The 26,152-nt window shown below is 41.4% G+C and carries 15 protein-coding genes and 1 tRNA gene; 5 read left to right on the forward strand and 11 right to left on the reverse strand.

Going from position 1 to position 26,152, the window contains the following annotated elements; genetic code table 11:
- Positions 1-99 precede the first annotated feature (99 nt).
- The 6 genes from JMX92_RS04275 to JMX92_RS04300 form a co-directional block, all read right to left on the reverse strand.
- Positions 100-528, reverse strand: a complete 429-nt coding sequence (locus tag JMX92_RS04275) for a hypothetical protein (RefSeq protein WP_201544110.1) — start codon at positions 526-528, stop codon at positions 100-102.
- A 74-nt stretch (positions 529-602) separates the two neighbouring features.
- Positions 603-1,280, reverse strand: a complete 678-nt coding sequence (locus JMX92_RS04280) for a hypothetical protein (RefSeq protein ID WP_201544111.1) — start codon at positions 1,278-1,280, stop codon at positions 603-605.
- Positions 1,270-7,506 (reverse strand): hypothetical protein, encoded by a 6,237-nt coding sequence (locus JMX92_RS04285; protein WP_201544112.1) that lies wholly within the window; start codon positions 7,504-7,506, stop codon positions 1,270-1,272. Before JMX92_RS04285 ends, JMX92_RS04280 begins: the two co-directional genes overlap by 11 nt.
- Positions 7,507-7,537: 31 nt before the next feature.
- Positions 7,538-8,809 carry a tyrosine-type recombinase/integrase gene (locus JMX92_RS04290; protein WP_201544113.1) on the reverse strand — a complete coding sequence of 424 codons (1,272 nt, stop codon included), beginning with the start codon at positions 8,807-8,809 and terminating at the stop codon, positions 7,538-7,540.
- Positions 8,810-8,980: 171 nt separating this feature from the next.
- Positions 8,981-9,057 (reverse strand) — tRNA-Ile (locus JMX92_RS04295).
- 95 nt (positions 9,058-9,152) lie between these two features.
- The gene (locus JMX92_RS04300; protein ID WP_201544115.1) at positions 9,153-10,394 is read right to left on the reverse strand and encodes a tRNA cytidylyltransferase; all 1,242 of its coding nucleotides are present in this window, start codon (positions 10,392-10,394) and stop codon (positions 9,153-9,155) included.
- A gap of 201 nt (positions 10,395-10,595) precedes the next feature.
- Between JMX92_RS04300 and JMX92_RS04305 the strand changes: the two genes are divergently transcribed.
- Positions 10,596-11,246, forward strand: a complete 651-nt coding sequence (locus tag JMX92_RS04305) for a BLUF domain-containing protein (protein ID WP_155587668.1) — start codon at positions 10,596-10,598, stop codon at positions 11,244-11,246.
- Positions 11,247-11,315: 69 nt separating this feature from the next.
- Here JMX92_RS04305 and JMX92_RS04310 read toward each other — a convergent pair whose 3' ends face one another.
- The 4 genes from JMX92_RS04310 to JMX92_RS04325 all read right to left on the reverse strand — a co-directional run bounded on the left by JMX92_RS04310 (position 11,316) and on the right by JMX92_RS04325 (position 18,356).
- Positions 11,316-13,655: an NADP-dependent malic enzyme gene (locus JMX92_RS04310; RefSeq protein ID WP_011960521.1), complete on the reverse strand. Its 2,340-nt coding sequence runs from the start codon at positions 13,653-13,655 to the stop codon at positions 11,316-11,318.
- 279 nt (positions 13,656-13,934) lie between these two features.
- Complete coding sequence (locus JMX92_RS04315) at positions 13,935-15,512, reverse strand: protein adenylyltransferase SelO (protein ID WP_201544117.1); 1,578 nt, start codon at positions 15,510-15,512, stop codon at positions 13,935-13,937.
- A gap of 316 nt (positions 15,513-15,828) precedes the next feature.
- Positions 15,829-17,019 (reverse strand): acyl-CoA desaturase, encoded by a 1,191-nt coding sequence (locus JMX92_RS04320; protein WP_011960519.1) that lies wholly within the window; start codon positions 17,017-17,019, stop codon positions 15,829-15,831.
- Positions 17,020-17,477: 458 nt separating this feature from the next.
- A complete protein-coding gene (locus JMX92_RS04325) occupies positions 17,478-18,356 on the reverse strand; it encodes a glycerophosphodiester phosphodiesterase (RefSeq protein ID WP_201544119.1) in 879 nt (292 codons plus the stop codon).
- A gap of 385 nt (positions 18,357-18,741) precedes the next feature.
- On the opposite strand from JMX92_RS04325, the gene JMX92_RS04330 reads away from it, so the two are divergent.
- Positions 18,742-19,704: a hypothetical protein gene (locus JMX92_RS04330; protein WP_011960517.1), complete on the forward strand. Its 963-nt coding sequence runs from the start codon at positions 18,742-18,744 to the stop codon at positions 19,702-19,704.
- Between the two features lie 110 nt (positions 19,705-19,814).
- Here the strand turns inward: JMX92_RS04330 and JMX92_RS04335 are convergent, their stop codons facing one another.
- Positions 19,815-20,426 (reverse strand): cob(I)yrinic acid a,c-diamide adenosyltransferase, encoded by a 612-nt coding sequence (locus JMX92_RS04335; protein ID WP_155587671.1) that lies wholly within the window; start codon positions 20,424-20,426, stop codon positions 19,815-19,817.
- Between the two features lie 169 nt (positions 20,427-20,595).
- Here JMX92_RS04335 and cysS point away from each other — a divergent pair, with 169 nt between their 5' ends.
- The 3 genes from cysS to guaB all read left to right on the forward strand — a co-directional run bounded on the left by cysS (position 20,596) and on the right by guaB (position 25,983).
- Positions 20,596-22,113 carry a cysteine--tRNA ligase gene (gene cysS / locus JMX92_RS04340; RefSeq protein ID WP_201544121.1) on the forward strand — a complete coding sequence of 506 codons (1,518 nt, stop codon included), beginning with the start codon at positions 20,596-20,598 and terminating at the stop codon, positions 22,111-22,113.
- A gap of 144 nt (positions 22,114-22,257) precedes the next feature.
- A complete protein-coding gene (locus JMX92_RS04345) occupies positions 22,258-24,141 on the forward strand; it encodes a mechanosensitive ion channel family protein (protein WP_201544123.1) in 1,884 nt (627 codons plus the stop codon).
- Positions 24,142-24,510: 369 nt separating this feature from the next.
- Entirely contained in the window at positions 24,511-25,983 is a 1,473-nt protein-coding gene (gene guaB, locus JMX92_RS04350; protein WP_011960513.1) for an IMP dehydrogenase, read from the forward strand.
- Positions 25,984-26,152: the final 169 nt, after the last annotated feature.

Here is a 26,152-nt window from a genome sequence, read left to right on the forward strand (position 1 = left end):
AAGCTTGGATCAATCACTATAATAACGAAAGACCCAATATGGCTAATGGTGGCTTTACGCCGATTCAGAAATTTAATATGGCAGCTTAGTTCTACTTATTTAGTGTTTTAAATATGGGGGTATTTCCAGACGTTCATCTGAACCCATCGCTTTAAATAGGTTATGGCTTTGATATGCAGCATCTATACTAAAGGAAATAATCGCAAGAGTTTTGAAACGATCTGCAATATCTAAATTAAAATTTTCCTGCAATGTGTTAAGTGCTTTATAGAGGAGAGGGAAGTTATTTAAATTAGAAAAGTCAAAAGCTACGTTTAAGTAAGCATTTTTATACTTTTCACTCCCTAGCTCTAATGGGATGTTTATCATCTCATCGATTGAACGGATAAGTATACGCCAGTTATGAAAAAGTGTATCAGAATCGTACTGTGATAGGATTTCGTAGAATGTCCTACGATGATATTCTATTGAATCCTTAAAGAAGGTATTAAGCTCCTTACCACGAATTGTACCCTTCGGCAGTTTCATATCTATCCTTAAATATCATTGCTATTAAATTTATTTAACATGCCATGAAGAATGTATTAATCAAATAAGGTAGGCTAAGAGCCATTATTTGAGCCTTTAGACTTATCTAGTAAGTCGTTCAGTTTAGCCTTATATTCTTCGAGTACAGATTCTGCTGTATCTATAAAGACAGTTAAGTTTTGAATGCGCTCTTCTATATTTTCAATTTTATCTGTCTCTGCTGTCTCATCACTATAAAACCTACTTAAATAGGATTCTGGAGAGTTAAAAGCTTCAATAGACTCAATGAGTTTTACAATATCACTGTTTTTATCAGCAATTTCGTTAAGGTATCTTAAGACACAGTGTGACATGACTACTTTTGATGATTTTTCGATAGCTAACAGTCTTTCTTGCCATCCCGCTTCGCTAACTTCAAGTGTGTCTTTACTATCATAGGGATTAAAAAACGAGCTAATAGGTATAACGGACTGGGGACTTATCTTTTTTAACGTATCAATAAGAGCCTTGTTTTTCTTAAATAAACTATCTTCATCTGCTAAGTGATATCTTAATCGCCAAAACTCTAAAATTATTTCTTTAATCTCAAGTTGAATAGTTTTTGCCTCGTCGGCATTATCGCATTCTCTTTCTTTATCAAAAAGTTCAGCTAAATAGTGAAGCATCCATCTTTCTAAAGTACTGGTAGAGATTTCAAGTCCATATTCTTCTATAAGGGTCTTGCCTAACTGTTTCAGTGAGTTAATATCCATATAATTCGCCGTCCTTAGTGATTAAATATGCTTTTTTACTATTAGGAATATACCCAAACTTCTTGTAATAATCATCGTCCTTTCCATATCTTGAATGAAGTCGATGTTCACCTGAAAATGATACTATTAAGTTCATATCTAAAGCTCTAAGAATACTGATAAGAAAATGCTTAGAAACGAGCATTTTAGTACCATGGGAATACTCTTCATTACGAGAGCGCAAACGCCCCCAACAAGACGTTCTAATAGCTTCACTACCATTTTTATCAAACCAAATCTTACCAAGTGAATCACAGCTTAGGCTCATAAGTTCAATAACACCGTCAGTAGGCTTTAGACTTCTATACTCAATAGATGCTGACCAAGGGTCTTTCTCGAAAATGGTATTATCGAACCATTCAGATTCTGATATAAATGATGTTAAATTAAACACACCGTTATCTATATTAAAATCGTCGCCTTGTTTTGGTAAACAATAATCGCTAGGGTCTGTGTAAGACTGCAACGAACGTAATAAAGCAAGAGATGTCTTAGGAGCTACTAAGCTTGAACGCATGTTAAAACTTTTCACTTTTCTATCAAATACTTCTGTCCAACTACCCCATATAGGTAGCCAATCATTATCAAAATTAAAATGTTCATCAAAGTCGCTTGATGACACGCTGTACTCCCAACTTGGACTATTCTGCTCGATACCAATATGCCACTCGTTCGTTCGTTTAGGTGTAGGATCTCTATAGTTCGATAGCCAAGCGCCATTCAGCAATGTAAAATCATACTGCGATAGCCAATAAGAAAATGTATACCAGTCTTGTTGAACTAAGGGCCTTTTATTTAACAATACATCTGTCGCAATCATCAGTGAATGATAGTTTCTATAAAACTCTAAATCTTCTACTTCTGGTGCTGAGCCATGGCTATGATTTGTTGCTTGCCATTCATATATTGAAGATGAGTGTCTATTATCTGTTAATTTATTCGGATTATTAAACAAGCTGTCTTTGACAAGAGATACTTCATAATAGGCATATTTAGCATGTAAACCAAAATATTTGCCAAGAGGCTCAATCCAATGAGGTCCAAAATCAATACCAAATGAATCTACTTCAGACTTATCAATATTCTGATATTCATCTAAATTAACATCTTCTTTTTTTATAACCTCAAAATTTGAGGTGCCAATCGACTTATAGGTCTCTAATTCAGTGGACGTTAGACTAAGAAGGCCTTGTTCATTTAGGTTTAGAAGGATTTTTGTAGAATACAAACGGATTAAAATGTGAGGTTTATCTGGATTGATATTAGACTTAAAGAAGTCAATATAATGTGCTATTGCGCTGGCATGTTCGTTGGAAACCTTTAAAAAAGCTATGAGCAACCATTGAAGGGCAGTATAACTGTAGTAAATAAAACGGTTGTCTATAAAAGCTTTATTAGCTTGAGTGTGTATTTGGTTTACTAAAGCATCTAATACGGGTTTTTGTTGGAGCTCTCCCAGTGCTTTGACAGCATGAGCATTAAGCCAACGTGTATAAAGAAAGGGTGATGCTAACCCTGAAACAAGATAACCTGCATAGGCTTCCTCAATAGTATCTGGAGGTATCAAATGAGCAAGCCACTCACCGTCAGATATATCATCAGATAAATCTTGTTCTAACAAGGTTAAACCATATTCTAATACGTCTTTTGAGTCTTCAGGATCGATAATTTTACTAATCATGCTTACCATGTTAAATAGTTGATCACTATCTAAAAGTTCCGAACTTTCTGAACGCCCTAATAATACCTGTCCAAGTAACTCACTCTCTGGGAGATTAGAGATTGAACTCATTACAGTAATTAACTTTAAGTCACCATAGCGAAGACTAATGAATAGTTCTAATGCATGCCTGCGACAATATACTTTGAATTGTTCGCTAAAACATTCTCTTACGGCTTCACGTCGTTTCCATTTGTCAGGTATTGTTTTCAAAATAAAGTTTAATCTATATACTTCTATTTTAGGATCATTTAAAGTCGACTCTATATAATCGTAAACGTAGGCATTCGACAGCCTATTATGAAGCTCGCTATAGTATCTATCATCTAATGAACTATATTCTTTAATATTTAGGTATCTATCTTGAGCTGATTGATAGTCGTATTGGCTATCTAGTTGATCATTGATAAAAACGTTTTCCCAATCTATACTCTCGACTGTAGAGCTACAATCATAGCTGGAGTCTTTTGATTTCAGTTCATCAGGCTCATAGGTATCGAAAAACCTTTGTATTTCATCTATTTGTAGTGAGTAATGATCGTATAGCTTTTTAAGTATAGTTCTATTGTTTTCAGATGGATTAGGTATAACTTGATATTGATAGACTATAAGAATCACAGCCTTTTGAATTTCATTATCTAAACTATTAAATGGAATACTATTTAATATGTCTTTTAAATAAGAACCTGTTTCTAGGCAAAGCAAGGAAAGAAGTGCTAATGGTGAAATGAGTTTATGCTCTAACAGCTTTTCTCCTATTGCATTGATTACTAATTCATCTTCTCCAAAACGTCTATCACGCCATCTACTTGCAATAGCTAAAGCTGAATTTGGATGGATATCGACGAGTGCTTTAACGGTTGCATCCCAGTTAAAATGGTCTTCGTATATATATTTATATGTGAGCTCGGAACATCTAGCGAATCTGTAGGCTAGTTCAGGTTGTTCACTATGTGTTAACCCATTGGTATTAGAAGCATGATAAATTAAAGCCTCCCATCGAGAAAAATTTTCATCGCCAATTTTACTGCTGACTTCTATAGCTTTATTGAAATATGACTCAGCCTGCTTGGTATCTAATGGTAATATTGCTCTCGCAACTTCTACGATATCGTCCAGTATCTCATTTGCATTTACTTGAGCTTTAATTGCTCTCTCAAAGTTTTGTTGACTCAAATCGTAAGCAAAGTCTTTAAGTTCAGAACGTTGACAGCATATTTTTGTAAACTCATTTAGGGTTCTTGGAAGTAATGTAATTTCCCTAATACTTAGATAATCAAATAACTCCTGTACTAACTGTTTTAGGTTTTGACTATTAGTAATGATAATTTTAAACCATGCCCATGCAATGTCTTCTGCCATACTACGATTAAAGCGATATTCATCTGCTTTAGGGAGATAGGAGTCATTTAAAACAATACTAATTGACTCTTCAATACCTAAAATTGTTGACGTAGATAACAGACTATCAGCTAATAAGTTATACCAAGGAATTAATTTTTCAATATTATTGGTAATTTCATTCAGTTCAAATGAACTGTTAGATTTTTCGATTTTTGCTTTACTGTCTGCGTCAATAATGTCTTCTATTGTTAATTCGCTAGCTTGCCACTTAGCTAATAATGCATAAGCAAGCATATATATTGATTTTTCATAGTGACCACGAGTATCTTTAAGCTCATAAGGCAATCTGATTGGCATATAACGGGATAATATATCTGAAGCAGTTATGCCATTACAGACTTCAGATCTATAACATGCTAGCAGGTAGTTCGTCATAGTATGCAAACTTACAGGTCGAGTTCCATCTTGCAATTTAATTAAAACGCCTTTACGACTTATAATTTTGAAAGATCTTGATAAATATTGAGCGGGAATATCATAGTTATGTTTAACGGTTTCGTTCACTGTACCCAATGTGAAATAAATGTTATTGCTGGCATGTTGTAGCATGGACTTTAAATCTACCAACTTGTTATAGAGTAGAAATTCCTGAGCTACTTGAGTTGCTACCATATAGGTTACTGACTTTGGTTTCCACTTATCCAGCCAAATTAAGCTCTGTTCAGCACCATGTATGTTGAAATGAGCAATAAATAGCCGCACAATATCTTTGTCATCAACTCCCGTATGATATCTTTCATCTTCAGGTTGCTTGAACAAGCTATGAAGCCAGTCTTCAGCTACTCGAAGTTTACTTCTTGCTTCACTCATTAAATTTTCTTTATATGAAAGCAGTTGCGCTTCATAGGCAAATTTTGCACCTAGCCATTTATTTTCTAAAGTAAAAATATCATTAGCGATTAACTCTTGTAACTTATTATCATCAAAAAAAACTGAAGCTAAGTCTAAATTGTCTGCTATTAAAGCATTTTGCCGAGTTTGAGCAGCACTTTCACCACCAGCCATTAATGCTAACTTAGCAACATCAACTAACCTATTAAGCTTAATACCTGCTTTGATTGCAAATTGAAGCCGTTGTACTTCAATGTGTCTTCTTTCTAGTGAGGAGGTTTCAGGTAGAAGTTTAGAGCTTAAGACAGCATCGAAAAGATCTTCATATTCTTCAGCCTCTAGCATTAGCTGTGGTAAAACTGAGGCCACATAATGTGAGTCGCTAACTAAAGGTTTGAGCGTAGTGATATAAGCTCCAAGTTGTTGACTGTCTTTAGGACGATACTTGTCTCTAAACCAAGTTTCTGTTGGTTCATCAATAAATTGGATATAATCATCTAGTAACCGAATGGGATGTCCACCAATATCTGCGATAAAGCTTCTGATTTGCTCTTCAGGAACCTGTGATATTTTCGCGAGTACCTCGATAGGTAGTAGAGGTCTAAGAATCGCAATAGACTCACACAGCTTGTCTATTTTGGCGCTCTCAATAAAGTTATCTTCTTTAATCTTATCGATGGCTGCTTCTAATAAATCACTTATAGTGTCTTCAATGCTTTTAGGGTTTGTACCGAAGAAGCGTAGGGTTTCTGGTAAGCTGCGCTCTTTTGCCAGTGCCATATATTGGATACGTGGATTTTGAGATGTTAGTCTGTGAAATTCTGACACATCTGCAGGCGATATTTGATCATAGTATTTTTCCAAATTATGCTTAGTTTCTTCAAGAGTAAAGGGGTTTAAATTAAGGGTCTTAACTGCTGAAGGTGCATCAAGTAACGTCAATCTGTAGGGTCTACAGAAACTAATTAATTTGACATTGTCAGGAAAAGATTCTTTGATTAAGTCTTTAATAAAAGATCTAACTTCTCCAAATTCTTCAGCTGCCATTTGAGCGTTATCAGCGGCATCAATCACAATCGAAAGGATTGCGTTAGAGTTAATGTAGTTAAGCTGCTTTGCGGCTTGCTCAATTCTTGATAAAAATGCTTTAATATAATCGAAATCTGTAGCTGAGGAGCTTGGAATTAAAGGATGGGATAACCCTTTTGCTGCTAGTTCATTAGCTATTTGAACCAGAGCTGTCCTGTGAGTATGCCTTAAAGTTGAGGTGTTTCTATAATCCCCATCCCCAAAACAATCGTAAACAATAGAGATTGAATCTTCAGGTAGGTATTGATGAATGTGAGAAGCAAAGATAGTTTTGCCAACACCACCTTCTGCTTGAATTATAAAAACATTGAAATTATCATCAATAATCTGGCTAGTAAGTTGTTGCTCTTGCTCACGTTGAATAGGGTTCTCAAGTGTCTTAATTAGATTTTTCACTGGAAATAGAGCGTCTTCATTCGTATTAAGCGTTCTTAAAACATCGATTTTATTAATAGAGTTGCTATTTTGACTTTCGCTTAATGCCTTTCTCGTGATTAGCTCTTTTAAACTAATAGGGGAGTGTACGTCAGAACCAGCGAGATAAGTTGTGGTTTCTGAGGCAAGAATATTACGTTGTTCCCAGTAGTCGTCAGTAGTAATATCAAAAGTCAGTAATTTACAGAAATCAGAGAGCTCATTACCGTTTAAACCTGTATATAGCTCAAGCTTTCTTTGATTGGTCAGATTAGTAGAGCCCCCTAGAGCTACTTGCTTGATACTCTCATGAAAGCCTTCGTTGATAGATCTGTTCGATACGAATATAAACTTGAGCTTAGCTTGAGCTGAACCCTTGCCAATAACTCCGATAAGAGCTTTGTAGCGGTCGCTAAAACCTTCTATCGTATTTCTTATTTTACTTGGGTCAAAAGGAGTTTCTTTACTCTTCGTCGTATGTTTTAGCTGATAATAATTTATGCTATCAGCTGTCTCAAAACTTTCTCCGCCATAATATTCAGCGATGTCAACCACATATTCTCCATCAGAAACATGCTGGTCACCTAGCTCAACAGAAGAAACTCCTTCTATCGTTATTAGCTTTAACTTGGAATCGGACTGTAGCAGTAATAAAGCTCTTCTAGATGCCCATAAATAATGAAACTGGTCGCCATCACGGCTCGTTCTTACTAAATCAGTTGACGACATTTTAAAGAACTCTTCTTGGAATTTTATTAGGTTAGTAATATTTAATGATTATTTCGTTTTGTGTCATGCCAACATGCTGACAATAGAAAGACTCTATTGAATTTAAAGCGTCTCTTAGTTGCCGCTGTGACACTTGAACATACTGTAGGGTAACATCATCGCTTGATTTAGCTTCACGATGATTGAGCAAGCGTTTAAGGACTGGATAGCTAATATTTAAGCTATTAGCTACCGTTCCGAAAGTACGGCGCAAATCATGTGGCGTAATATACAAGTTTGCTTGATTACCTATGGCTTTATAACTACCACTTAAATCCTTTATATGGTCATCGCTGGCTTGCAAATCACTTGGAAATACCCATTGCTTGCCTGAACTCAGCCTCCACCTCTCCTTAAGTAGAGCCTGTAGGATATTACTAGTAGGCATATGATAATCAGAACCGTTTTTCGTGTCTTTGAATACTATCCTGCCAGCCTTGAGGTCGATGTCAGACCACTTTAAGGACTGCGCTTCATTCAAACGCACACCAGTGAACATAAAAAGTAGCATGATATCTCGTGCATTATTGCTGTGAGGCGCTTGCATGTGTGAGCTTCTGTCAACATAATTTAAAAGTATTTTGAGGTATATACCTAAATACTCTTCTTCAATATGTTTGGTACGTGGCTTAACTTTATTCCAATCTTTCTTGGCGTTGAGTATGCGTACTGGTTGCTCTTTGATTAAAAAATCTTCGTCATCATCTAAAAAGCTATCACGACAATAATTCCAAACTGATCTTAGAGCTCTCATAGTTGCGTTAGCCTGAGCTTCACTATGCTTACTTATCTCTTTATGCTTATCACTTATCATTGACTTAGTAATATCATTTAGAGAAATATTTAACCAGTCTTTTAGCTTATGTAATATTTGACGATCATAAGTGGTAATAGTGCCTTTAGCTAACCCAGTCTTTGTTGATTTAAAGTACTTATAAGCCTCTTTAAGTGTTGGTACATTATTGGTCTTATCTTTCAGGTCTTCCAAGTTCTCATGAAGACCATCGTAAACATGCATACCTTTTTTTATATTTGCCATCATTATGCTGGCTTTTTCACGTGCTTCGGTTAGTGTAATTAAATGCGTTTCTTCTACTTCGTCTCTATACAGCTTTCCATTGATGCGCTTATGCAGTGTATAGCGCTTTGACTGCTTGCCCACCCGTAGCGCAAAACCAGTTAGTACATCGTCCATATAGATTTCAGTACCTTTAGCGGTATAGTCTACTGAATCGATAAGTTTTTTGGTAAGTTTAACTTTCATATATCACCCATGCAGCAGTACATAACCATAGTGTTAGTAGTTATCATACTTTAATTACTACAAAGGTCAAAGTATCAAGATAGTATCAAAAAATTAATTACATAAATGCGTTCCCATGAATTTTAGACAATAAAAAACCCTTACAAGTCAATGACTGTAAGGGTTTGAATTTGGTGGGCCCAGTAGGACTTGAACCTACGACCAAAGGATTATGAGTCCTCTGCTCTAACCAACTGAGCTATGAGCCCTAATAACAAGCCGTTTAATCAGCTTTATTAGACGCATTATATTACCTGAAAATTATAAATTTGCAAGGGTAAGACGCTAATTTTGGGTGATTTTTTTATAAAATCTGAGCAATAGCATTTATTCGAGCGGCACTCAATGCCGTACCAATAGCGCTGCCTTGTAAATCTGGGTCGATATCCGCCATGCTGATCTGAGTATAAGCCTTAATAAAATCAGTCATCTCAAGCTGCTGCCACGCCATTTCAATAACCTTGTGTAATTGTATTAGCTCATGGAGCTCAGAGGGGTCTTTATCCGCTTTAGTGAGCACGATGAGCTTCGCCAACGAATTGGCATCAGAGTCGCTGTGTTGCCCTAGGTATGGATAGGCTGCTAAATACCCTGAGCAATTGGCATAAGATGCAGCAAACTGAGTGGTTTTTTTTGGTACCTTCAAGTTATGGCTCACCTGTTTAAGCTTGCTTGCCCAGGCGCTGAATAAGGCCTCATCGATTTGATGCGGATGATGATTTGAGTGATGGCGTGGATTAAGCACATCTATCACCTCTTGTGCCAAGCTTAACATGATTATCGCCCAGCGCTGCTGCAAGCTTAAGTTCAGTTGGCCTGCTAATTGTAGGGCTTGAAACACCAATGCTTTTATCTTGTCATCGCCTAACGCATTGGCAATACTGGGAAAAATATGGGGTAGGGCGCCTACGGTTAGCAAACAGTCAAAATAAGCGTGTGGTGTGTCTTGCATCAATGCACGACTGGTCTCTTGCCAGACACGCTCTGCGGTTAAGTGCTGTAGCTCATCGGCTTGATTGATATGCTCGATTAGCTTTAATGTATCAGCGGCCACCTCAAAGTTATGCTCAGCTTTTGGATCATAAAATCGTCCATAAAACCTAGCTATCCTTAATACCCGCAGAGGGTCTTCACTAAAAGCTTCAGACACGTGCCTTAGTGTTTTAGTTTTAATGTCCTCACGGCCACCATAAGGATCAATGACTTCACCTGTGAGAATGGTGTCGTCCATCAGGCTTTTGACTTCTATGGCCATGGCATTAATGGTCAGATCACGGCGCAGTAAATCCTCTTCAATAGTCACCTCGGGTGAGGCATAAACCTCAAAGCCTTTATACCCTTTGCCAGATTTACGCTCAGTACGTGCTAAGGCATACTCTTCTTTGGTTTTAGGGTGCAAAAATACCGGAAAATCTGCGCCTACCTGGATAAAGCCGGCTTCAATCATTTGCTCGGGTGTGGCGCCAACGACAACAAAGTCTTTATCGGTATAGGGTCTGTTGAGTAGCTCGTCTCTGACTGCACCACCCACAATATAAACTTGCATAGTCATCCTTATGTTTTAATTTTATTATTAAGAGCGTATAAATTAAAGTATCAGTATCAATAATGTTTTTGATATAATCAACCGCTTTATTCTCAAGGCTCCAAGAGACTAAGTGATTAAAATCTATAAGGAGTATAACGCATTATTTGGGATGCTATTCATCCTATAGATGATACTTAAGCGATAGTGGAGTTGATGTAAATGATGATCTCAAATGCTAACCAGCTAGATAAAGCCCTTGAAAATGTTAAAGATGGTGAGCTTATTAGGCTGGTTTATGTGAGCATAATTAGTAAGGAAAGCAGCTCAGACCCGCAGTTGTTCGAACACATCAGAGTACATGCTGAAGATTATAATCTTAAAAACTCTATTAAAGGGGTGCTCTGTAATGATCATCGTCATTTTTTACAGTGTTTAGAGGGTCAAAAAAAGGTACTTGTACCACTTATGGCTCGAATATTTGTCGACAAGCGTCATAAAAAGATGCAAGTTATTTTGTTAAAGCACATTAATAAATACAGCTTCCACAAGTGGCAGATGAGCAGTTTAAGCTTTGATAAAACAGCATGGACGGCTGATTCGATGCAAGCACATACTCCTGAGTTAAATCAGTTTTTACCCTTCAAGCCGTTAACCTGGTCGCCTTGGTTCGTTGAGCATTTTATTTGTGTGATGCAAAAACTTGAAGCCAATACCGTTAATGACCCACAGTATCAAGAAGTTTATAACATCATCAGAGATCCTAAAAATGATGTGGTCAGCATTATGGACTCAGGATTATTGCATTGGCTACTGTTTGGGCTCGTGGTTATTACGCTGGGCATACTGCTAAAATACGGCTCAATTTTTTAATCTAGGTTTATCAATAAAAAAGCCAGCGATTGCTGGCTTTTTTATTGGCTTAAGGCTTATAAGCTAAGATTAGTTTTTTGCATTGGCTTCGATATCTTGAGCTTCTGTAACCGCTAGGGCAGTCATGTTGACAATACGACGAGCAGTAGCAGAAGGCGTTAAGATATGTACAGGCTTGCTGGCACCTAATAGGATTGGACCAATGGTGGCACTACCTGTAGCTGTCTTTAACAAATTAAAGGCAATGTTAGCGGCATCAAGGGTTGGCATAATCAACAAGTTAGCTGGGCCTTTTAACACACTGTGTGGGAAGTCTTGATTACGGATACGGTCATCTAGTGCTGAATCACCATGCATTTCGCCATCAAACTCAAAGTCCACATTCATTTCATTTAGCAGCTCATACACTTTGCGCATTTTAATGGCGCTATCACGGTTAGAGGTACCGAAGTTTGAGTGTGAAAGCAGAGCAACACGTGGAGTAATGCCAAAGCGGCGCATTTGATCTACAGCCAGTACTGTCATTTCTGCCAACTGCTCAGCGGTTGGGTCTTCATGAATATAGGTATCGGCAATAAACAAGTTGCGGTTTTGCATCAATACGGCATTCATTGAGTAGAAGTTTTTAACACCCTCAAGCTTGCCAATGACTCTTTCTACGTAGTTTAAGTGCAAGTTGTAGTGACTGAAAGTACCACAGATCATACCATCAGCATCACCTTTTTCGACCAACAAAGAGCCGATTAGAGTGGTCTTACGGCGCACATCACGGCGAGCAAGTTCAATACTGACGCCCTTGCGTTTATTTTGCTCGTAATAAGTCTGCCAGTAGTCTTTATAGCGTGGATCATCATCTTGGTTTACAATTTCAATGTTTTCACCTGCTTTTAGACGCAGGCTCAAGGCATTGATTTGTGATTGAATAATTGCAGGGCGACCCACTAAGATTGGCTGAGCTAAGCCTTCATCAACCACTACCTGAACTGCACGCAGTACGTCAGGATCTTCACCTTCACAGAAGACAATACGTTTTGGATCTTCTTTGGCACGCGCAAACAAAGGCTTCATTACAAAGGCTGAGTTATACACAAAGGCTGAAAGTTTTTGACGATAAGCACTAAAGTCATCAATCGGTAGTGTGGCTACGCCCGAATCCATGGCCGCTTTTGCTACCGCAGAGGCAATCTCAACGATTAAGTTTGGCTCAAGTGGGCCAGGAATCAGATACTCGCGGCCAAAGATCTTAGAGCTATCCACATATTTTTGGCCTTGCAGTGGCGTGGCTTCTACATGAGCCATGGCTGCAATAGCGTGCACACAAGCAATCTTCATTTCTTCGTTTACTGTGGTTGCGCCCACATCTAGTGCACCACGGAAGATATAAGGGAAGCACAAGGCATTGTTTACTTGGTTAGGATAGTCTGAGCGACCGGTTGCCATGATAACGTCATCACGAACAGCATGCGCAACCTCAGGCATAATTTCAGGAGTAGGGTTAGCCAGTGCAAAGATAATAGGGTCACGAGCCATACGCTTAATCATGTCAGGGGTTAAGATACCTGGCATAGATAAGCCTAGGAACATATCCACATCGTCCATCACATCATTAAGGCTTGTGGCTTCTGTGTCACGAGCAAAGCGCTGCTTGCTTTCATCTAAGTTGTCACGTTTGGTAGAGATGATACCGCGTGAGTCTGATACAAAGATGTTAGAGCGTTGAACGCCTAACGCACAAATTAAGTCTAAGCATGAGATGGCGGCTGCACCGGCACCAGAACACACCACTTTGATATCTTCAATTTTTTTGTCGATCAGTTTTAAAGCGTTAATTAAAGCGGCGCCCACAATGATTGACGTACCATGTTGGTCATCATGGAATACAGGAATGTTCATGCGCTTACGTAGTTCGCGCTCAATTTTGAAACATTCAGGCGCCTTGATGTCCTCAAGGTTGATACCACCAAAGGTAGGCTCTAAAGAGGCCACAGCTTCAATGAATTTGTCAGGGTCATTTTGATCAATTTCGATATCAAATACATCGATACCTGCAAAGCGTTTAAATAATACGCCCTTACCTTCCATAACCGGTTTTGATGCCAAAGGACCGATGTTACCTAGACCCAGTACGGCCGTACCATTGGTAATAACACCAACTAGATTATTGCGTGCGGTATATTTTGCCGCAAGCTTTGGATCTCGTTGAATTTCTAAGCAAGGAACAGCTACCCCTGGAGAGTAGGCCAAGGCTAAGTCATGTTGGTTAGCAATCTGCTTAGTTGGGGTAACTGAGATCTTACCAGGTGTTGGGTGCTCATGATAATGCAAAGCGGATTGTTCAAACTGCTCTTTGTTCATTGCATTAATGGAATTAGGATCTGAAGGAATAGAATTTGAAGTATTATCGCTCATGTTTAAGACCAATTATCTCTTGAGAAAGGAAATCCGTAACCGGAGATTCAATGTTATTGTGCGCCTCATATTTTAGCATTTTTCTAGCTATTATACTAACCAAAGAGGCAGCACTCATTTTATAAGTATTATCGTATTACTAACCAAGCTAAGTAAGCCACAGCTTGCTCGCTAAGTCACTAATAGCACAATTATACAGGTTTACATCTCATATAGGGTGCTTAAGCAGCTATAGAAGGTGTTTTTTACATGAAAAATATTTAATGGCGCCCAAAATATTTATGATGAGCAGCTAATTACCAGCGGCTTATCTTCTCTGGCTGGCGGTGTATAGTCTGTTAGCTTCGCCATGTCATTGACGTTATAAGGGGTGCTTAGCAGCTTAAATAAGCGATCCACCTCAGATAAGTCGCCCGCCTGCGCCTGTTCAATAGCGCGCTGTGCCATGCCATTACGCAGCACATAGACAGGGTTGGCTTGGGCGAGTTGCTCGACCACTTGTGTGGCCGAAAAACGGTGGTCATTTAGCGCAATTTGCTCATTGATATGAGCGCGATATTTATGTTGCCAATTTTGCCACAATGTTTGCTGCTCAGCACTGAGCTCCTGAGATATATTGGCAAGTAGCTGATCTTCATGGGAGTGACTACCTGGCTCAAGCACAGCCATAAGAGCGCGAAAACTGTTGGTGTAGTCAAGTTTATTGTGCTCAATAATCTCAAGCAGTTCAAAGGCCAGCTTTAACGTGGTATTGATGCTTTCGGTGCTACGCTGATACTGATGCTGACTATTTTGTAAATCACCAAGCCCCTCCCAAGGCAGTCCTAATTTACGACAAATACCGTGTTGATAGTGGCGCATAAAGTGAGTTTCATACTCAGATAAGGCGGTGGCCAAAGTTTGTCGGTCTAAGCGCTCTTTACACGTGCCGAATAAGACCTTATCCGACAGCTGCATAAAATGCATGATCCACACGTTTAGGTTCCAATGGCCGATGGCGGGCTGATTTTGATAGGTATAACGGCCAGAGTAATCAGAGTGGTTGTTAATCCAAGCAGGATCAAAGCGCTCTAGAAAACCAAATGGTCCATAATCTAAGGTAGTACCGGTAATAGATAGGTTGTCTGTATTCATAACACCATGAGCGAAGCCAACGAGCTGCCAGTCAGCGATCATGGTAGCGGTATTGGCCACTACAGCAGCAATGAAGTCCGCGACGGGCGTCTTGGAGGTAGTCAGCTCAGGATAGTAAGTCTCAATCATATACTGAGTAAAGCTTGGCAATAAGTCTGGGGCAAAGCTTGCAATCCATTCGACATGACCTAAGCGAATGTGGGTATCGGCTACGCGCATTAAAGCGGCGCCAGTCTCTACGGTCTCGCGGCGTACGGGAGTCTGTGAGGTAACAAAGCCCAGTGAGCTTGAAGAGCGAACGCCCAATGCGCTCATGGCATGACCACACAAATACTCTCTTATGGTGCTACGCAAAACGGCTCTACCATCGCCCATGCGAGAGTAGGGCGTCAAGCCGGCACCTTTAAGATGCAAATCGGTCAGCTCTGAGTTTTTGTCAATGACCTGTGCCATTAATAGCCCGCGGCCATCACCTAATTGACCGGCCCATTGACCAAACTGATGGCCGGCATAAGCCATAGCCAGTGGCTCGAAGTCTTCAGGAACCTTATTGCCTGATAAAATATCTACCCAGTTGTCCATAAGCTCAGAAGATTGATCCCAACCAATTTGAGCGGCAACTATTGGGTTAAAGTGTCCAGCTTTTGGGTTATCCAAAGCTGTGGGCATTTGTTTGTTGTACAAGCGAGGATCAAGTTTGGCGTAGCTATTATGGTATTGCATAAGTATCGACTTTTTAAGAATTTAAAGATGGGTGATAAAAAGATGGATGATAAGTTGTCTGATAGAAGTCTAACAAACAGAAGTTTAACAAACCTGAGAGCCGCTTATTGTGGTCTGACTGTTATGGTTGGTTGCACAGTTTAAGCAAAAAAAACCCTTCACCAGAGGCAAAGGGGTGGAGAAAGCATACGCTTGTTATTATTATTGTTTTAATATTGAGCTTTATTTTTATTGTATTTTATTTTTATTGGGTCGGTGGTGTAGAGCAGTACTTCTACAGCAAGCTGCTCTACCAGGCTAAGCTTAGTTAACGAGGCTAACTGGGCTTATAATTCAATTGTTTAAACGCCTGCTTTAAGTTACGGTTGTGAGCGAATATGCGCTGCTCCAAGATTTTGTATTGGTCTCTTAACACCTCATCTACCTCATGCAGACGCTCAGAGAATTCAGCCTTCTTCATTTGAATGGCTTTGGCTTTTAGGGCCTGCCATTCTTTGACCGTCTCATTAAACTGTTGGTACTCAAAGTTGATTCTATCGCTAAACTTCTGTAAGTTGCTTGGCAAGTTATTGTCTAACACTTGTCCTTGCTCATTGGTAATCTTAGCCAACTTATTTTGAGCACGTTTAAACTGCATTTGTACTTCTGCATGCTTAATAGTCATATCATCAACGGTACGAAGCTCAGAAGCTAAGCCTAATTTTGCCAATGCTGCGATTAACCATTTCGTGGGGTCGTACTGCCACCATTTGACGCCATTACGATAATCGTATTGGAAGAAGTGGTGATAGTTATGATAGCCCTCACCCCAAGTAGGAATGGCAAGTATGAAGTTATCACGCGCAGTATTGGTGTCTGTATAAGGGCGTGTACCATACATATGGCATAAAGAGTTAATAAAGAAAGTAAAGTGGTGGTTGATGACCAAGCGCACCAGACCTGCAAGCAATAAAGTGCCCCAGACATCACCAATAAGCCAGCCAATAGCACCAATCAGTCCCACGTTGGTAGCCACTACCCACAGACCATAGTACTTATGCTGAATTTGCAGCACCTTATCCTTGGTTAAGTCAGGGATGTTTTTATAGTCAAAATTACCGCTTGGGTAGTTTCTTAACATCCAACCGATATGACTGAACCAAAAACCACGCTTGGCTGAGTAAGGGTCATCCATAGGGTCATCAACATGACGGTGATGAGTACGGTGGCCCGAGCACCAATCAAAAGCAGAGCCTTGCACCGCTAATGTGGCACCCAATAAGAAAAAGTTGCGTACAGCAGGATGCGCCTTGTAAGCACGATGCGACATGAGACGATGATAGCCTGCGGTAATACTCATCCCGGTCCAAACCGCCACGGCACCGAAAGTGAGCCAAACAGGGGCGCTGACCTTATGGGTAGCAAGATACCAAGGTGTAATCAAAGCTGCGGCAATGGGCGTGGCTACTAAGACAGCGGCAGGAATCCAGTTAATGGGGGCGCGCTTAAACTCAAGCTCTTTGGCCATCAATTCACTGTTTATCTCGTTGGTTTCAAGATGGGCGTAAGCGTCAGCACCTTTTGCCGATAGTGTAACCCCAGGCTGATAGCTCAAACGCTGACCCTCATTGACTGGCTTGTTTTTATTTAGCACAGACAAAGGGATTTGGGCCAAAGCATTGGCTATTTTTTTGCCGGTAAATACCGCACGACTGGCACTTAGCTTGGACAGCTGAGCACTTGAGCGCAAAATACTTAAAAGGCTTGTTTTGTTTGTAGGCATTCTTGGGGCGTTCCTTGCATTACATATACATAGTTTTGACTTGATAGCAGTAGGATACCTCAAATCAGCGATAAAGTGAACACTTATACACTAAGAATTTGAAGAAATAAGGCGCAAATAAGGGGTTAGTTACCTATATTAAACACTCAATTAATAGCAGGGTAACAAAAGCAACTACCCCTTATACACCAGGATATTGACAGTTATTGCTGTAAGAATAAAGTGGGATAATCGGTAATGACATAATTCACCCCAAGCTCAATGAGGTTTATCGCTTGCTGCGGTTGATTTACTGTCCAAGCTGTGGTTGACAATCCATAATATTGGCACCTTTGGATAACTGAGGCATTAAACAAAGGATAATAAAGACCGAGGCTGCTACAGCCTAAGCGTGCGGCAAGCGATGGGGTGTCATACAGCATCTGATGAGTGCTAAGCGGTAGCGTGTTTAAACGATCAGCAGATGAGGATTCAGTTAGGGTTCCACTGGGCGAAAAAACAGACGGTAGCTCAGATAATGACCAAGATAGCGGCTCGACCAAAAGCCCTCGGGGTAGGTGGCTTAAAAATGAATCAATTTGCAAATAATAATGAAGGCGTAAGTCAAAGCTTGTTAAGGTGATTGGCAAGCTGTCAAAGTCTGGGTGCGCTAAGCATCGTCTTAGAGCCTTGATCAGCGCTTGATAGTTAGTGCGGCTGTGGGTTTTGATCTCAAGCTCGATGTGCTGATAAGTGCTCAGCCATCTAGGCATCTCATCAAGAGTGACAATGGCCGGCTGACTGGCCGCGCTATTTTTTTTATTTAAACGCTTAATCTCAGCGGTACTCAACTGATCTATACGAGATTGTCTACCATATAGCCTAAGCAAAGATTCATCATGAAATACCACAAGGTGGCCATCGAGTGTCAGCTGTACATCGAACTCTATGCCGACTAAGTGATTTGGAAAGCTTTGCTGTAACCGCTGGGTGTGCTGAAAGCCAGCTTGTGTGTTTTCAAAGTATTCGCCCCGTGCCCCTCGGTGTCCGAGCAGGTGGCTGTTATGAGTATCAAGGGCGCAGGTTACGCAGGAACGGCTCATAGATAAGCACTCGCATAAATTAATGGCTAAAGTGGATAAAAGTTTGAACATATCTTGAAGGTAGGACAATCATTTTACAAACTGTAGATATAAATTGACACACACCGGCATTACAATACGCTTACAGTAATACTAATTAACAAATGCTAAATGTTTGGCGTATAATACCAAGCGACATGGCTTATCAGCTTGTCTTTTTTAAAAAAGGCTTATGTATCAGTCTGGTAGCAGCTTTTTACGGACACTTTCAAAAATGGATTTGTTAAGTAAAGAGCAAGTATTATATTAGTAAGACTCCTTAGTTCGTAGTTTGACGAGCATAAATACATTATTAAATATACGACTTACCTTGCAAAAGCTAATGTGGGTCATCTAAGAGGTTACAATGAAGTTAAGTTTTGATCGCGTTTCTCGTCCTGCCAGCTTAGTTGGTGTTGTGATACTGTGTGGCCTAACCGCAGTAGGGTGTAGTAAAAAAGAGGAGTCTACCGCTGACAAAGCAGAAGAGGCTAAAGTTGAAGTGGCGCCAGCGCCTGTCGTGGCATGTAATGATCAAGTGGCCTTAGCTCAGTTGACTAATATGGTGCAATCAACGCTGACCGGTCAATCGCAAAAGCTATTTAGCGCTTATGCTGAAAGTGCAGGCGAAAGCTTGAGCTTAAACAATGTCAATACCGCTGTGGGCTCTGTGTTGGTGGATATTGCCAATCCTACTATTTTGCAAGAAGCCAATGCTCAAGGTATGGTGACCTGTAACGCAAGCTTAAGCTTAACCTTACCCAATCAAGATGTAGCGCGTGCTACCCGTGTCTATGCCTCTTTAGAAGACCGTAACTTAGCCGACTTATTGCAATCAGAGAACATTACCTTAAACAACAATATGTTGGTGAGCAATAACTTCAATTATGTGGTTGGTATGCAAGGAGGGCAAGTAACAGCGCGTTTAGTCGGTCAGCCTGCTATATTGACCGCCGCTTCAGATATCATTGCAAAATCTCAATTCCAAGCGGTATTAGAAGCCAATCGCGCCGCCCCGCAGACCAATAAGCCAAGACCGGCACCAGCCTTACCTGCTGAGCCTAAGCAGCCCGCCCAGCCTCGTGTGCGTCCAGAGCCTGAGCAAAAGCAAAAAGCACCTGCTCGTGAAACGCAGCCTGCCCGTAGCGCTGAGCCAAAAGCTGCCACCAAGCCAACAGAGCCTTCTGTGTCTACTGACAACACTAAGCCCAGTGTCGAAAAACCTGCAGCCACTACCGCACCTGCTCAGTCTGCTGAAAAACCTAAATTGGTTGTGCCAAAAGATGACAACATAGAAATGGTGATTATTGAAGAAGATGGCACCTACTAAGACGCAGCTTCTCGCCATCCATGATGAGCATTGAAGCGTTGCCGGTATTATTTGCCTAGCATAAAACAGCCCTCAAATTGAGGGCTGTTTTATGCTTAATTTTTATTTTGTTAGCCATTGAATTTATCTAAGATGTTTTTGTCCCATAAGACTTCTTGGGACTGCTCAAGTTTGGCACAATATCTTGAGAGTACAAATAACCAATCAGACAAGCGGTTTAATAACTTAAGAGAGGGGCTAGATAAAGCGTCAGAGCTGTGATTGACTAGGTGTACCGCTTGGCGCTCAGCACGGCGACACACGGTACGAGCGATGTGTATTTGGCTGACCAAGACAGACCCTGCTGGTAATATAAAGTCCTTGAGCGCTGGCAAGTGCTGATTGAGCGCATCAATCTGATCTTCAAGCCAAGTGATGTGTTGATCGGATATGCCTTTATATTCAGGCATGGCCAGCTCGCCACCGACATTAAATAATAAATGCTGCACAGTGCTTAAGCTGTTTTGTAATTGGGCATGCGTGGGCTGATTATCTAATGGCTTAGGCAAGCGTGTTAGGTTATTAAGATGGGCGCTAATCATACCCACATGAGCATTTAGCTCATCCACATCCCCCATAACGACAAATATAAGATCAGATTTGCTGACGCGATTGCCATTGGCTAGGCCAGTGGTGCCATCATCACCTGTGCGGGTATATATCTTGGTTAATCGGTTACCCATAACAAGGAACTCCGTTAGTAATAAAAAGTGGCCAAATAGGCTAGGCGCATCATAACCCATGGCCATGAAATATAGCAATTTTTGTCAAGCTTAGGTAAGATGGCCGTCATTAAAACAATAATCAGTTGTTGGCTTTTTATACTCATTTGAACTTTAAGGTTTTTTTATTATGTCCTCACCTGCCAAAATCGCACAAACTCCTGAATTTTTATCAAAACAGCTACTGCAACAGCAGGCGGCATTGAAGATCTATGATTCGATGACCACCAACAAGCGCAGCTTTGAGCCATTACAAGCGGGTAAAATTGGCATGTATGTGTGCGGTATGACAGTTTATGATTATTGTCATATTGGTCATGCGCGCGTCATGGTCGCCTTTGATGTGGTGTCTCGCTGGTTGCGTCATCTGGGTTATGAGGTCAATTATGTGCGCAACATTACAGATATTGATGACAAGATTATTGCGCGTGCCAATGAAAATGGTGAGCCGATTGGTGAGTTGACCCATCGCTTTATTAAAGCGATGCATGAAGATGCGGCGGCTTTGGGCTGTGAAAACCCCGATGCTGAGCCACGCGCCACCGAGCACATTGATGAGATGCTTGATATGATTGGCACGCTTGAGCAAAAACAGCATGCTTATGCCGCCTCTAATGGTGATGTCTATTATGCCGTCGATACCTTTGAAGGATATGGCAAGCTGTCTAAGCGCAAACTAGAGGACTTGCAAGCTGGCTCACGTGTGGATGTGGACACCGATAAGAAAAACCCATTTGACTTTGTGCTATGGAAGGCGGCCAAAGCCGGTGAGCCTCAGTGGGCATCAAGCTGGGGTGGTGGCCGACCTGGGTGGCACATTGAGTGCTCGGCCATGTCGACTAAGTGCTTGGGTAATAGCTTTGATATCCATGGCGGCGGTCACGACTTACAGTTCCCGCATCATGAAAATGAGATTGCCCAATCCGAAGCGGCTACGGGCTGCACGTATGCTCATAACTGGATGCATGTGGGCTTTATTAACGTTGATGGCGAAAAAATGTCCAAATCATTGGGCAACTTCTTCACCATTCGTGAAGTGATGCAGAAGTTTCATCCTGAGACCATCCGCTTCTTTATTTTATCAAGTCATTATCGCAGTCAGGTGAACTTCTCTGATGCGGCGTTAAAAGAAGCACATTCTGGTTTGACCCGTATCTATCAAGCCCTAAAGGCAGCCGATGCCGTACTAAATACTTCAGTAAGTGCCGCTGAGTCTATTGAGTCTATCAATACTGAGCACGCCGGTACCCACAGTGCTGACTTTATCGCCGCGATGAACGATGACTTCAATACCCCGCAGGCCATTAGTGTGTTATTTAGCTTGGCAAAAGAGGTCAATAAACTGGCCCGTGACGCGGATGATGCTGACACACAGGCTCAATTACAACTGCAAGCTGTTCAACTAAGAGCGCTGGCAGGCATCTTAAATATTGGTCAGTTAAATCCTGCCGAGTTCTTACAGGCACAAATTGGTGAGGTGGTAGAGGGCCAAATGAGTGATGAGCAAATTGAAGCGTTAATTCAAGAGCGCCTCGACTCTAAGGCCAATAAAAACTTTGCACGTGCTGATGAGATTCGTGATTTATTGCAAAATAGCGGTATTGAGCTTGAAGATGGTAAGCTTGGTACCACGTGGCGCCGCACCTAATCTGTTAGGCTGCTTGAGGATTAAGTGGCCCCAAATAAATTGGCGGTAGCGTCAAACCCAAAGATGTCCGCTATTAGCAAACTTACGTACCCTAAAATACGCACCATAAAAGTGTCATTAGAAATCAGATAAAGGTAGAGCGCTATGACATCGCAGACAGACCAATATCCTTCTAACGGCACTTTTTTGCGCCTGCTGATACCGCTTTGGGCGGTGTGCATCGCCGTTGTATTGATGGCGAGTCCCCTAAGCGCCTATGCTGCTAAGTCTAGTGTTATCCAGCAGCCCGATAGCTTAGTGGCCTATGTCAAGCAGCAGATGCAGCAGCCCCAAGCTGACACGCTGACACCCACCCGCAGTTTGTTGGCCAAAAATGAGCTGACTGGAGAATTTAATGACGCTTATTTTGCGGTTAATAAGCTCAATGCAGGGCTACCTAAGCTTGATCCTCCGCCAAATTTAGAGACACCACTGGCTACGCTGGATTTTTTTAACAGTGCCAGTCTAAAAAGTGACTTTGCGCTGGCAAGTTATGCACTCAACCTCAACTCTATAGAAGATGACCTACAGGTTAGTCATGCTTCAGATTTGGCACAGAAGCTGGATTACTTGCTAAGTGAACAAGGCCTGTATGTCTTCGATGAGTTGCCTGATCGCTCAGACGGCTTGATTGAACCAGCATTGGGCGGCTCTAACCCCATACAAGGTATCGCTAGGCGCTCCATTAAGCTTGGCAGTATTAATTACAAAAATCGCAGCGTACCGCTTTATTTAGAGCGGGTGCGTGTCGAGGGTGAAGCACCAGTTTGGGTTTTTTCTTCACAAACTGTCGCCAATATTGAGGCGCTATATAGCATCCATAAGCCTGCCGGCTTTGAGCGCTATCTGCCAGAGGTATTAACGGCCAAAGTTCTTGGTATCAGTGTCTGGGAGATACTGGTGCTCATCGTATTTATGTTCACCACTATGGGACTTGGCTTTGCGCTTAGTAAAGGTGTAGCAAAACTTAGTGATTGGTATGTCACTCATGCCAAAAAGCGCGGCAACACTGAGGAGTTGTCTTTACACAGTAAGGGTATTACTGACTTTTTTTACAAAATTACCGTGCCGCTTACGGTCACTATTAGCTTGTCTTTAATGTTTGCCCTTGTTTCAGGGAGCCTGCCTAAGGTTGAGGCCATAGGTACCTCAACACGCCCCATTATCTGGATTTGTTTGATCATAAGCGGGTTGTGGCTGGGCATACGTGGCATTAATTTTTTTGCCAATCGTTATCAAGATTATCAAATCGATGCGCTCGATGAAGAGCAGTTTAGTATTCAGCGTGAGCGTATGACTTATGTGTCTATCTTTAGACGCATTTTTATCTTTGTTATGGTCATGGGCGGGCTGTGGATCAGTCTGGCTGAGTTTACTGACTTAGAGGGACTAGGTACCACGCTGCTGACCTCAGCAGGTATTGCCGGTGTGGTGATAGGTATTGCGGCACAGCCCACGCTTGGTAATATCATCGCTGGTTTTCAGGTGGCAGTGACGCAGCCGGTGAGAATCGGTGATACCATTATGGTCGATGACATTTGGTGTGAGGTTGAGGATTTACGCTATACCTATGCGGTGCTCAAAACTTGGGATGACAGACGCCTGATTGTGCCCATGAAGTACTTTGTGACCGAGGTATTGGAAAACTGGTCGCACACCAACACCCAACAATCAAGCGCCATCTATTTGTATGTCGATTATGGGGCCGACATTGATGCCATATCCGATAAATTCTTTGAGTTGGTAAGAGCACATGAGCTTTATAATGTAGAGGTTGAGCCAGATTTTAGAGTCATAGACGCCACTAAAGATGGCATCACCTTACGCGGAAAAGTCAGCTCTGATGGGCCTTTAAATGCTTGGAATTTAGAGTGTGATATCCGTCAGCAGATGCTGGCGTATTTAAATCAGCAGCACCGCATGCATCTACCCACTGACCGCATTACTTTAACCCCTAGACCGCTAAGACACAGCTCTGATAACCGCTAAACCCTAACTTTTTACTTCGAGCGGTTTATTTTTAAAAAATACGCCCCATTAAAGGCTTACAGTGAATGACACGCTGCTAAGTGTGACTATTGTAATAATGAAGTAAACGCTTACGAATTAAAATGGCAATGTCGCAGATAGCTTTGTATTTGTCTGTTTAAGTCTTTATCTGTTTATGTCTTTATCTGTTTATGTCTTTATGCCAACTTATAGTGACGGAATGCGGTGATCATCCTCACTGGCATGGCTTTTATTTATTAGTAGTTATCTTTTAAGTATTTAGACCGCTTACCAAGTGAAATTCACCTGCTCAAAAAACAATTATTTTGCTATAATAGATTGCTTATTTTTCCCAGCCAAGAGGTTTGTATGTTGCGAATCGTAGATGATGCCCTAACTTTTGATGATGTATTACTTTTACCAGCATATTCTAATGTGCTTCCTAAATCAGCTTCATTGACGACGCGATTAACCGAAGATATCTCATTGAATCTTCCAATCATTTCTGCAGCAATGGACACAGTGACTGAGTCAGAGATGGCCATCACCATGGCACAGCTTGGTGGTATGGGAATCGTGCATAAGAACATGGATATCGATCGCCAAGCGATGCAAGTGCGCCGTGTCAAAAAGTTTGAAGCCGGTACCGTGGTTGACCCCATTACAGTGACGCCAGACATTAGCGTGGGCGAGTTACTACGCATTACTCACGAAAATAATATCTCAGGGGTACCGGTAGTAGAAGCCGGTAGTGGCCAAGTCGTGGGTATTGTTACTCACCGTGATGTGCGCTTTGAGACCAATCACAACCAGCCTGTAAGTAACGTGATGACCCCGCAAGACAAGCTGGTGACTGTCAAAGAAGGCGAAAGCAACGAGAATATCAAGAAGCTACTCCATGAGCACCGTATCGAAAAAGTGTTGGTAGTAGATGATAACTTCGGCCTAAAAGGTATGATCACCGTTAATGACTTTAACAAAGCGGAGAACAACCCTAACGCTTGTAAAGATTCTCAAGGTCGCTTACGTGTAGGTGCCGCAGTTGGTACAGGTGCAGATACTGAAGCACGTGTAGAAGCGTTAGCAGAAGCTGAAGTGGATGTGATTGTGGTCGATACAGCCCACGGTCACTCACAAGGCGTTATTGATAAAGTACGCTGGGTGAAAAAGCACTTCCCGCACATCCAAGTTATTGGTGGTAACATTGCAACAGGCGATGCGGCATTGGCTTTACGTGATGCCGGTGCCAACGCTGTAAAAGTGGGTATTGGCCCAGGTTCAATCTGTACCACTCGTATCATTGCTGGTGTGGGTGTGCCTCAGATCTCAGCGATTGATAACGTAGCATCAGCGCTAAAAGACAGTATTCCATTAATCGCTGATGGCGGTATTCGTTACTCAGGTGATATGGCCAAAGCCATTGTTGCTGGCGCGTCATGCATCATGGTAGGCTCATTATTAGCCGGTACTGAAGAAGCGCCAGGTGAGGTTGAGCTGTTCCAAGGTCGTTATTACAAAGCTTATCGTGGTATGGGTAGCTTGGGTGCGATGTCAGGCTCTAACGGCTCATCAGATCGTTACTTCCAAGATGCCAAAGACGGTGTTGAAAAGCTGGTACCAGAAGGCATCGAAGGCCGTGTTCCTTATAAAGGCCCCGTAAGCGGTATTGTTAACCAAATGGTGGGCGGCCTACGCTCTTCAATGGGTTACACCGGCTGTGCTACCATCGATGAGATGCGTACTAAGCCTGAGTTTATCAAAGTTACTTCTGCAGGTATGAAAGAGTCGCATGTTCATGATGTGCAAATCACCAAAGAAGCACCAAACTACCGTATTAGCTAATCTAAGGTAGGGCTTAGTATAAAGTTGCTAAGGCTGGGCTAATATACAATACATTGGCCTGGCTGTTTGACCTTGATAATAAAAGCTTTACTCTGCTTGATAAGCTTTGAAAAAGACCAAAAGAGAATATCTTTTGGTCTTTTTTTTGTAGTATATTAAGGCATAATAA

Origin of the sequence: Psychrobacter sp. H7-1 (assembly GCF_904846585.1) — a bacterium.
In the GTDB taxonomy this organism is placed as follows: Bacteria; Pseudomonadota; Gammaproteobacteria; order Pseudomonadales; family Moraxellaceae; genus Psychrobacter; species Psychrobacter raelei.

Excerpts from the sequence above, each read along its gene's own strand:
- JMX92_RS04275 (WP_201544110.1), bottom strand. The coding sequence starts at position 528 with ATGAAACTGCCGAAGGGTACAATTCGTGGTAAGGAGCTTAATACCTTC.
- JMX92_RS04280 (WP_201544111.1), bottom strand. The coding sequence starts at position 1,280 with ATGGATATTAACTCACTGAAACAGTTAGGCAAGACCCTTATAGAAGAA.
- JMX92_RS04285 (WP_201544112.1), bottom strand. The coding sequence starts at position 7,506 with ATGTCGTCAACTGATTTAGTAAGAACGAGCCGTGATGGCGACCAGTTT.
- JMX92_RS04290 (WP_201544113.1), bottom strand. The coding sequence starts at position 8,809 with ATGAAAGTTAAACTTACCAAAAAACTTATCGATTCAGTAGACTATACC.
- JMX92_RS04300 (WP_201544115.1), bottom strand. The coding sequence starts at position 10,394 with ATGCAAGTTTATATTGTGGGTGGTGCAGTCAGAGACGAGCTACTCAAC.
- JMX92_RS04305 (WP_155587668.1), top strand. The coding sequence starts at position 10,596 with ATGATGATCTCAAATGCTAACCAGCTAGATAAAGCCCTTGAAAATGTT.
- JMX92_RS04310 (WP_011960521.1), bottom strand. The coding sequence starts at position 13,655 with ATGAGCGATAATACTTCAAATTCTATTCCTTCAGATCCTAATTCCATT.
- JMX92_RS04315 (WP_201544117.1), bottom strand. The coding sequence starts at position 15,512 with ATGCAATACCATAATAGCTACGCCAAACTTGATCCTCGCTTGTACAAC.
- JMX92_RS04320 (WP_011960519.1), bottom strand. The coding sequence starts at position 17,019 with ATGGCCAAAGAGCTTGAGTTTAAGCGCGCCCCCATTAACTGGATTCCT.
- JMX92_RS04325 (WP_201544119.1), bottom strand. The coding sequence starts at position 18,356 with ATGAGCCGTTCCTGCGTAACCTGCGCCCTTGATACTCATAACAGCCAC.
- JMX92_RS04330 (WP_011960517.1), top strand. The coding sequence starts at position 18,742 with ATGAAGTTAAGTTTTGATCGCGTTTCTCGTCCTGCCAGCTTAGTTGGT.
- JMX92_RS04335 (WP_155587671.1), bottom strand. The coding sequence starts at position 20,426 with ATGGGTAACCGATTAACCAAGATATATACCCGCACAGGTGATGATGGC.
- cysS (WP_201544121.1), top strand. The coding sequence starts at position 20,596 with ATGTCCTCACCTGCCAAAATCGCACAAACTCCTGAATTTTTATCAAAA.
- JMX92_RS04345 (WP_201544123.1), top strand. The coding sequence starts at position 22,258 with ATGACATCGCAGACAGACCAATATCCTTCTAACGGCACTTTTTTGCGC.
- guaB (WP_011960513.1), top strand. The coding sequence starts at position 24,511 with ATGTTGCGAATCGTAGATGATGCCCTAACTTTTGATGATGTATTACTT.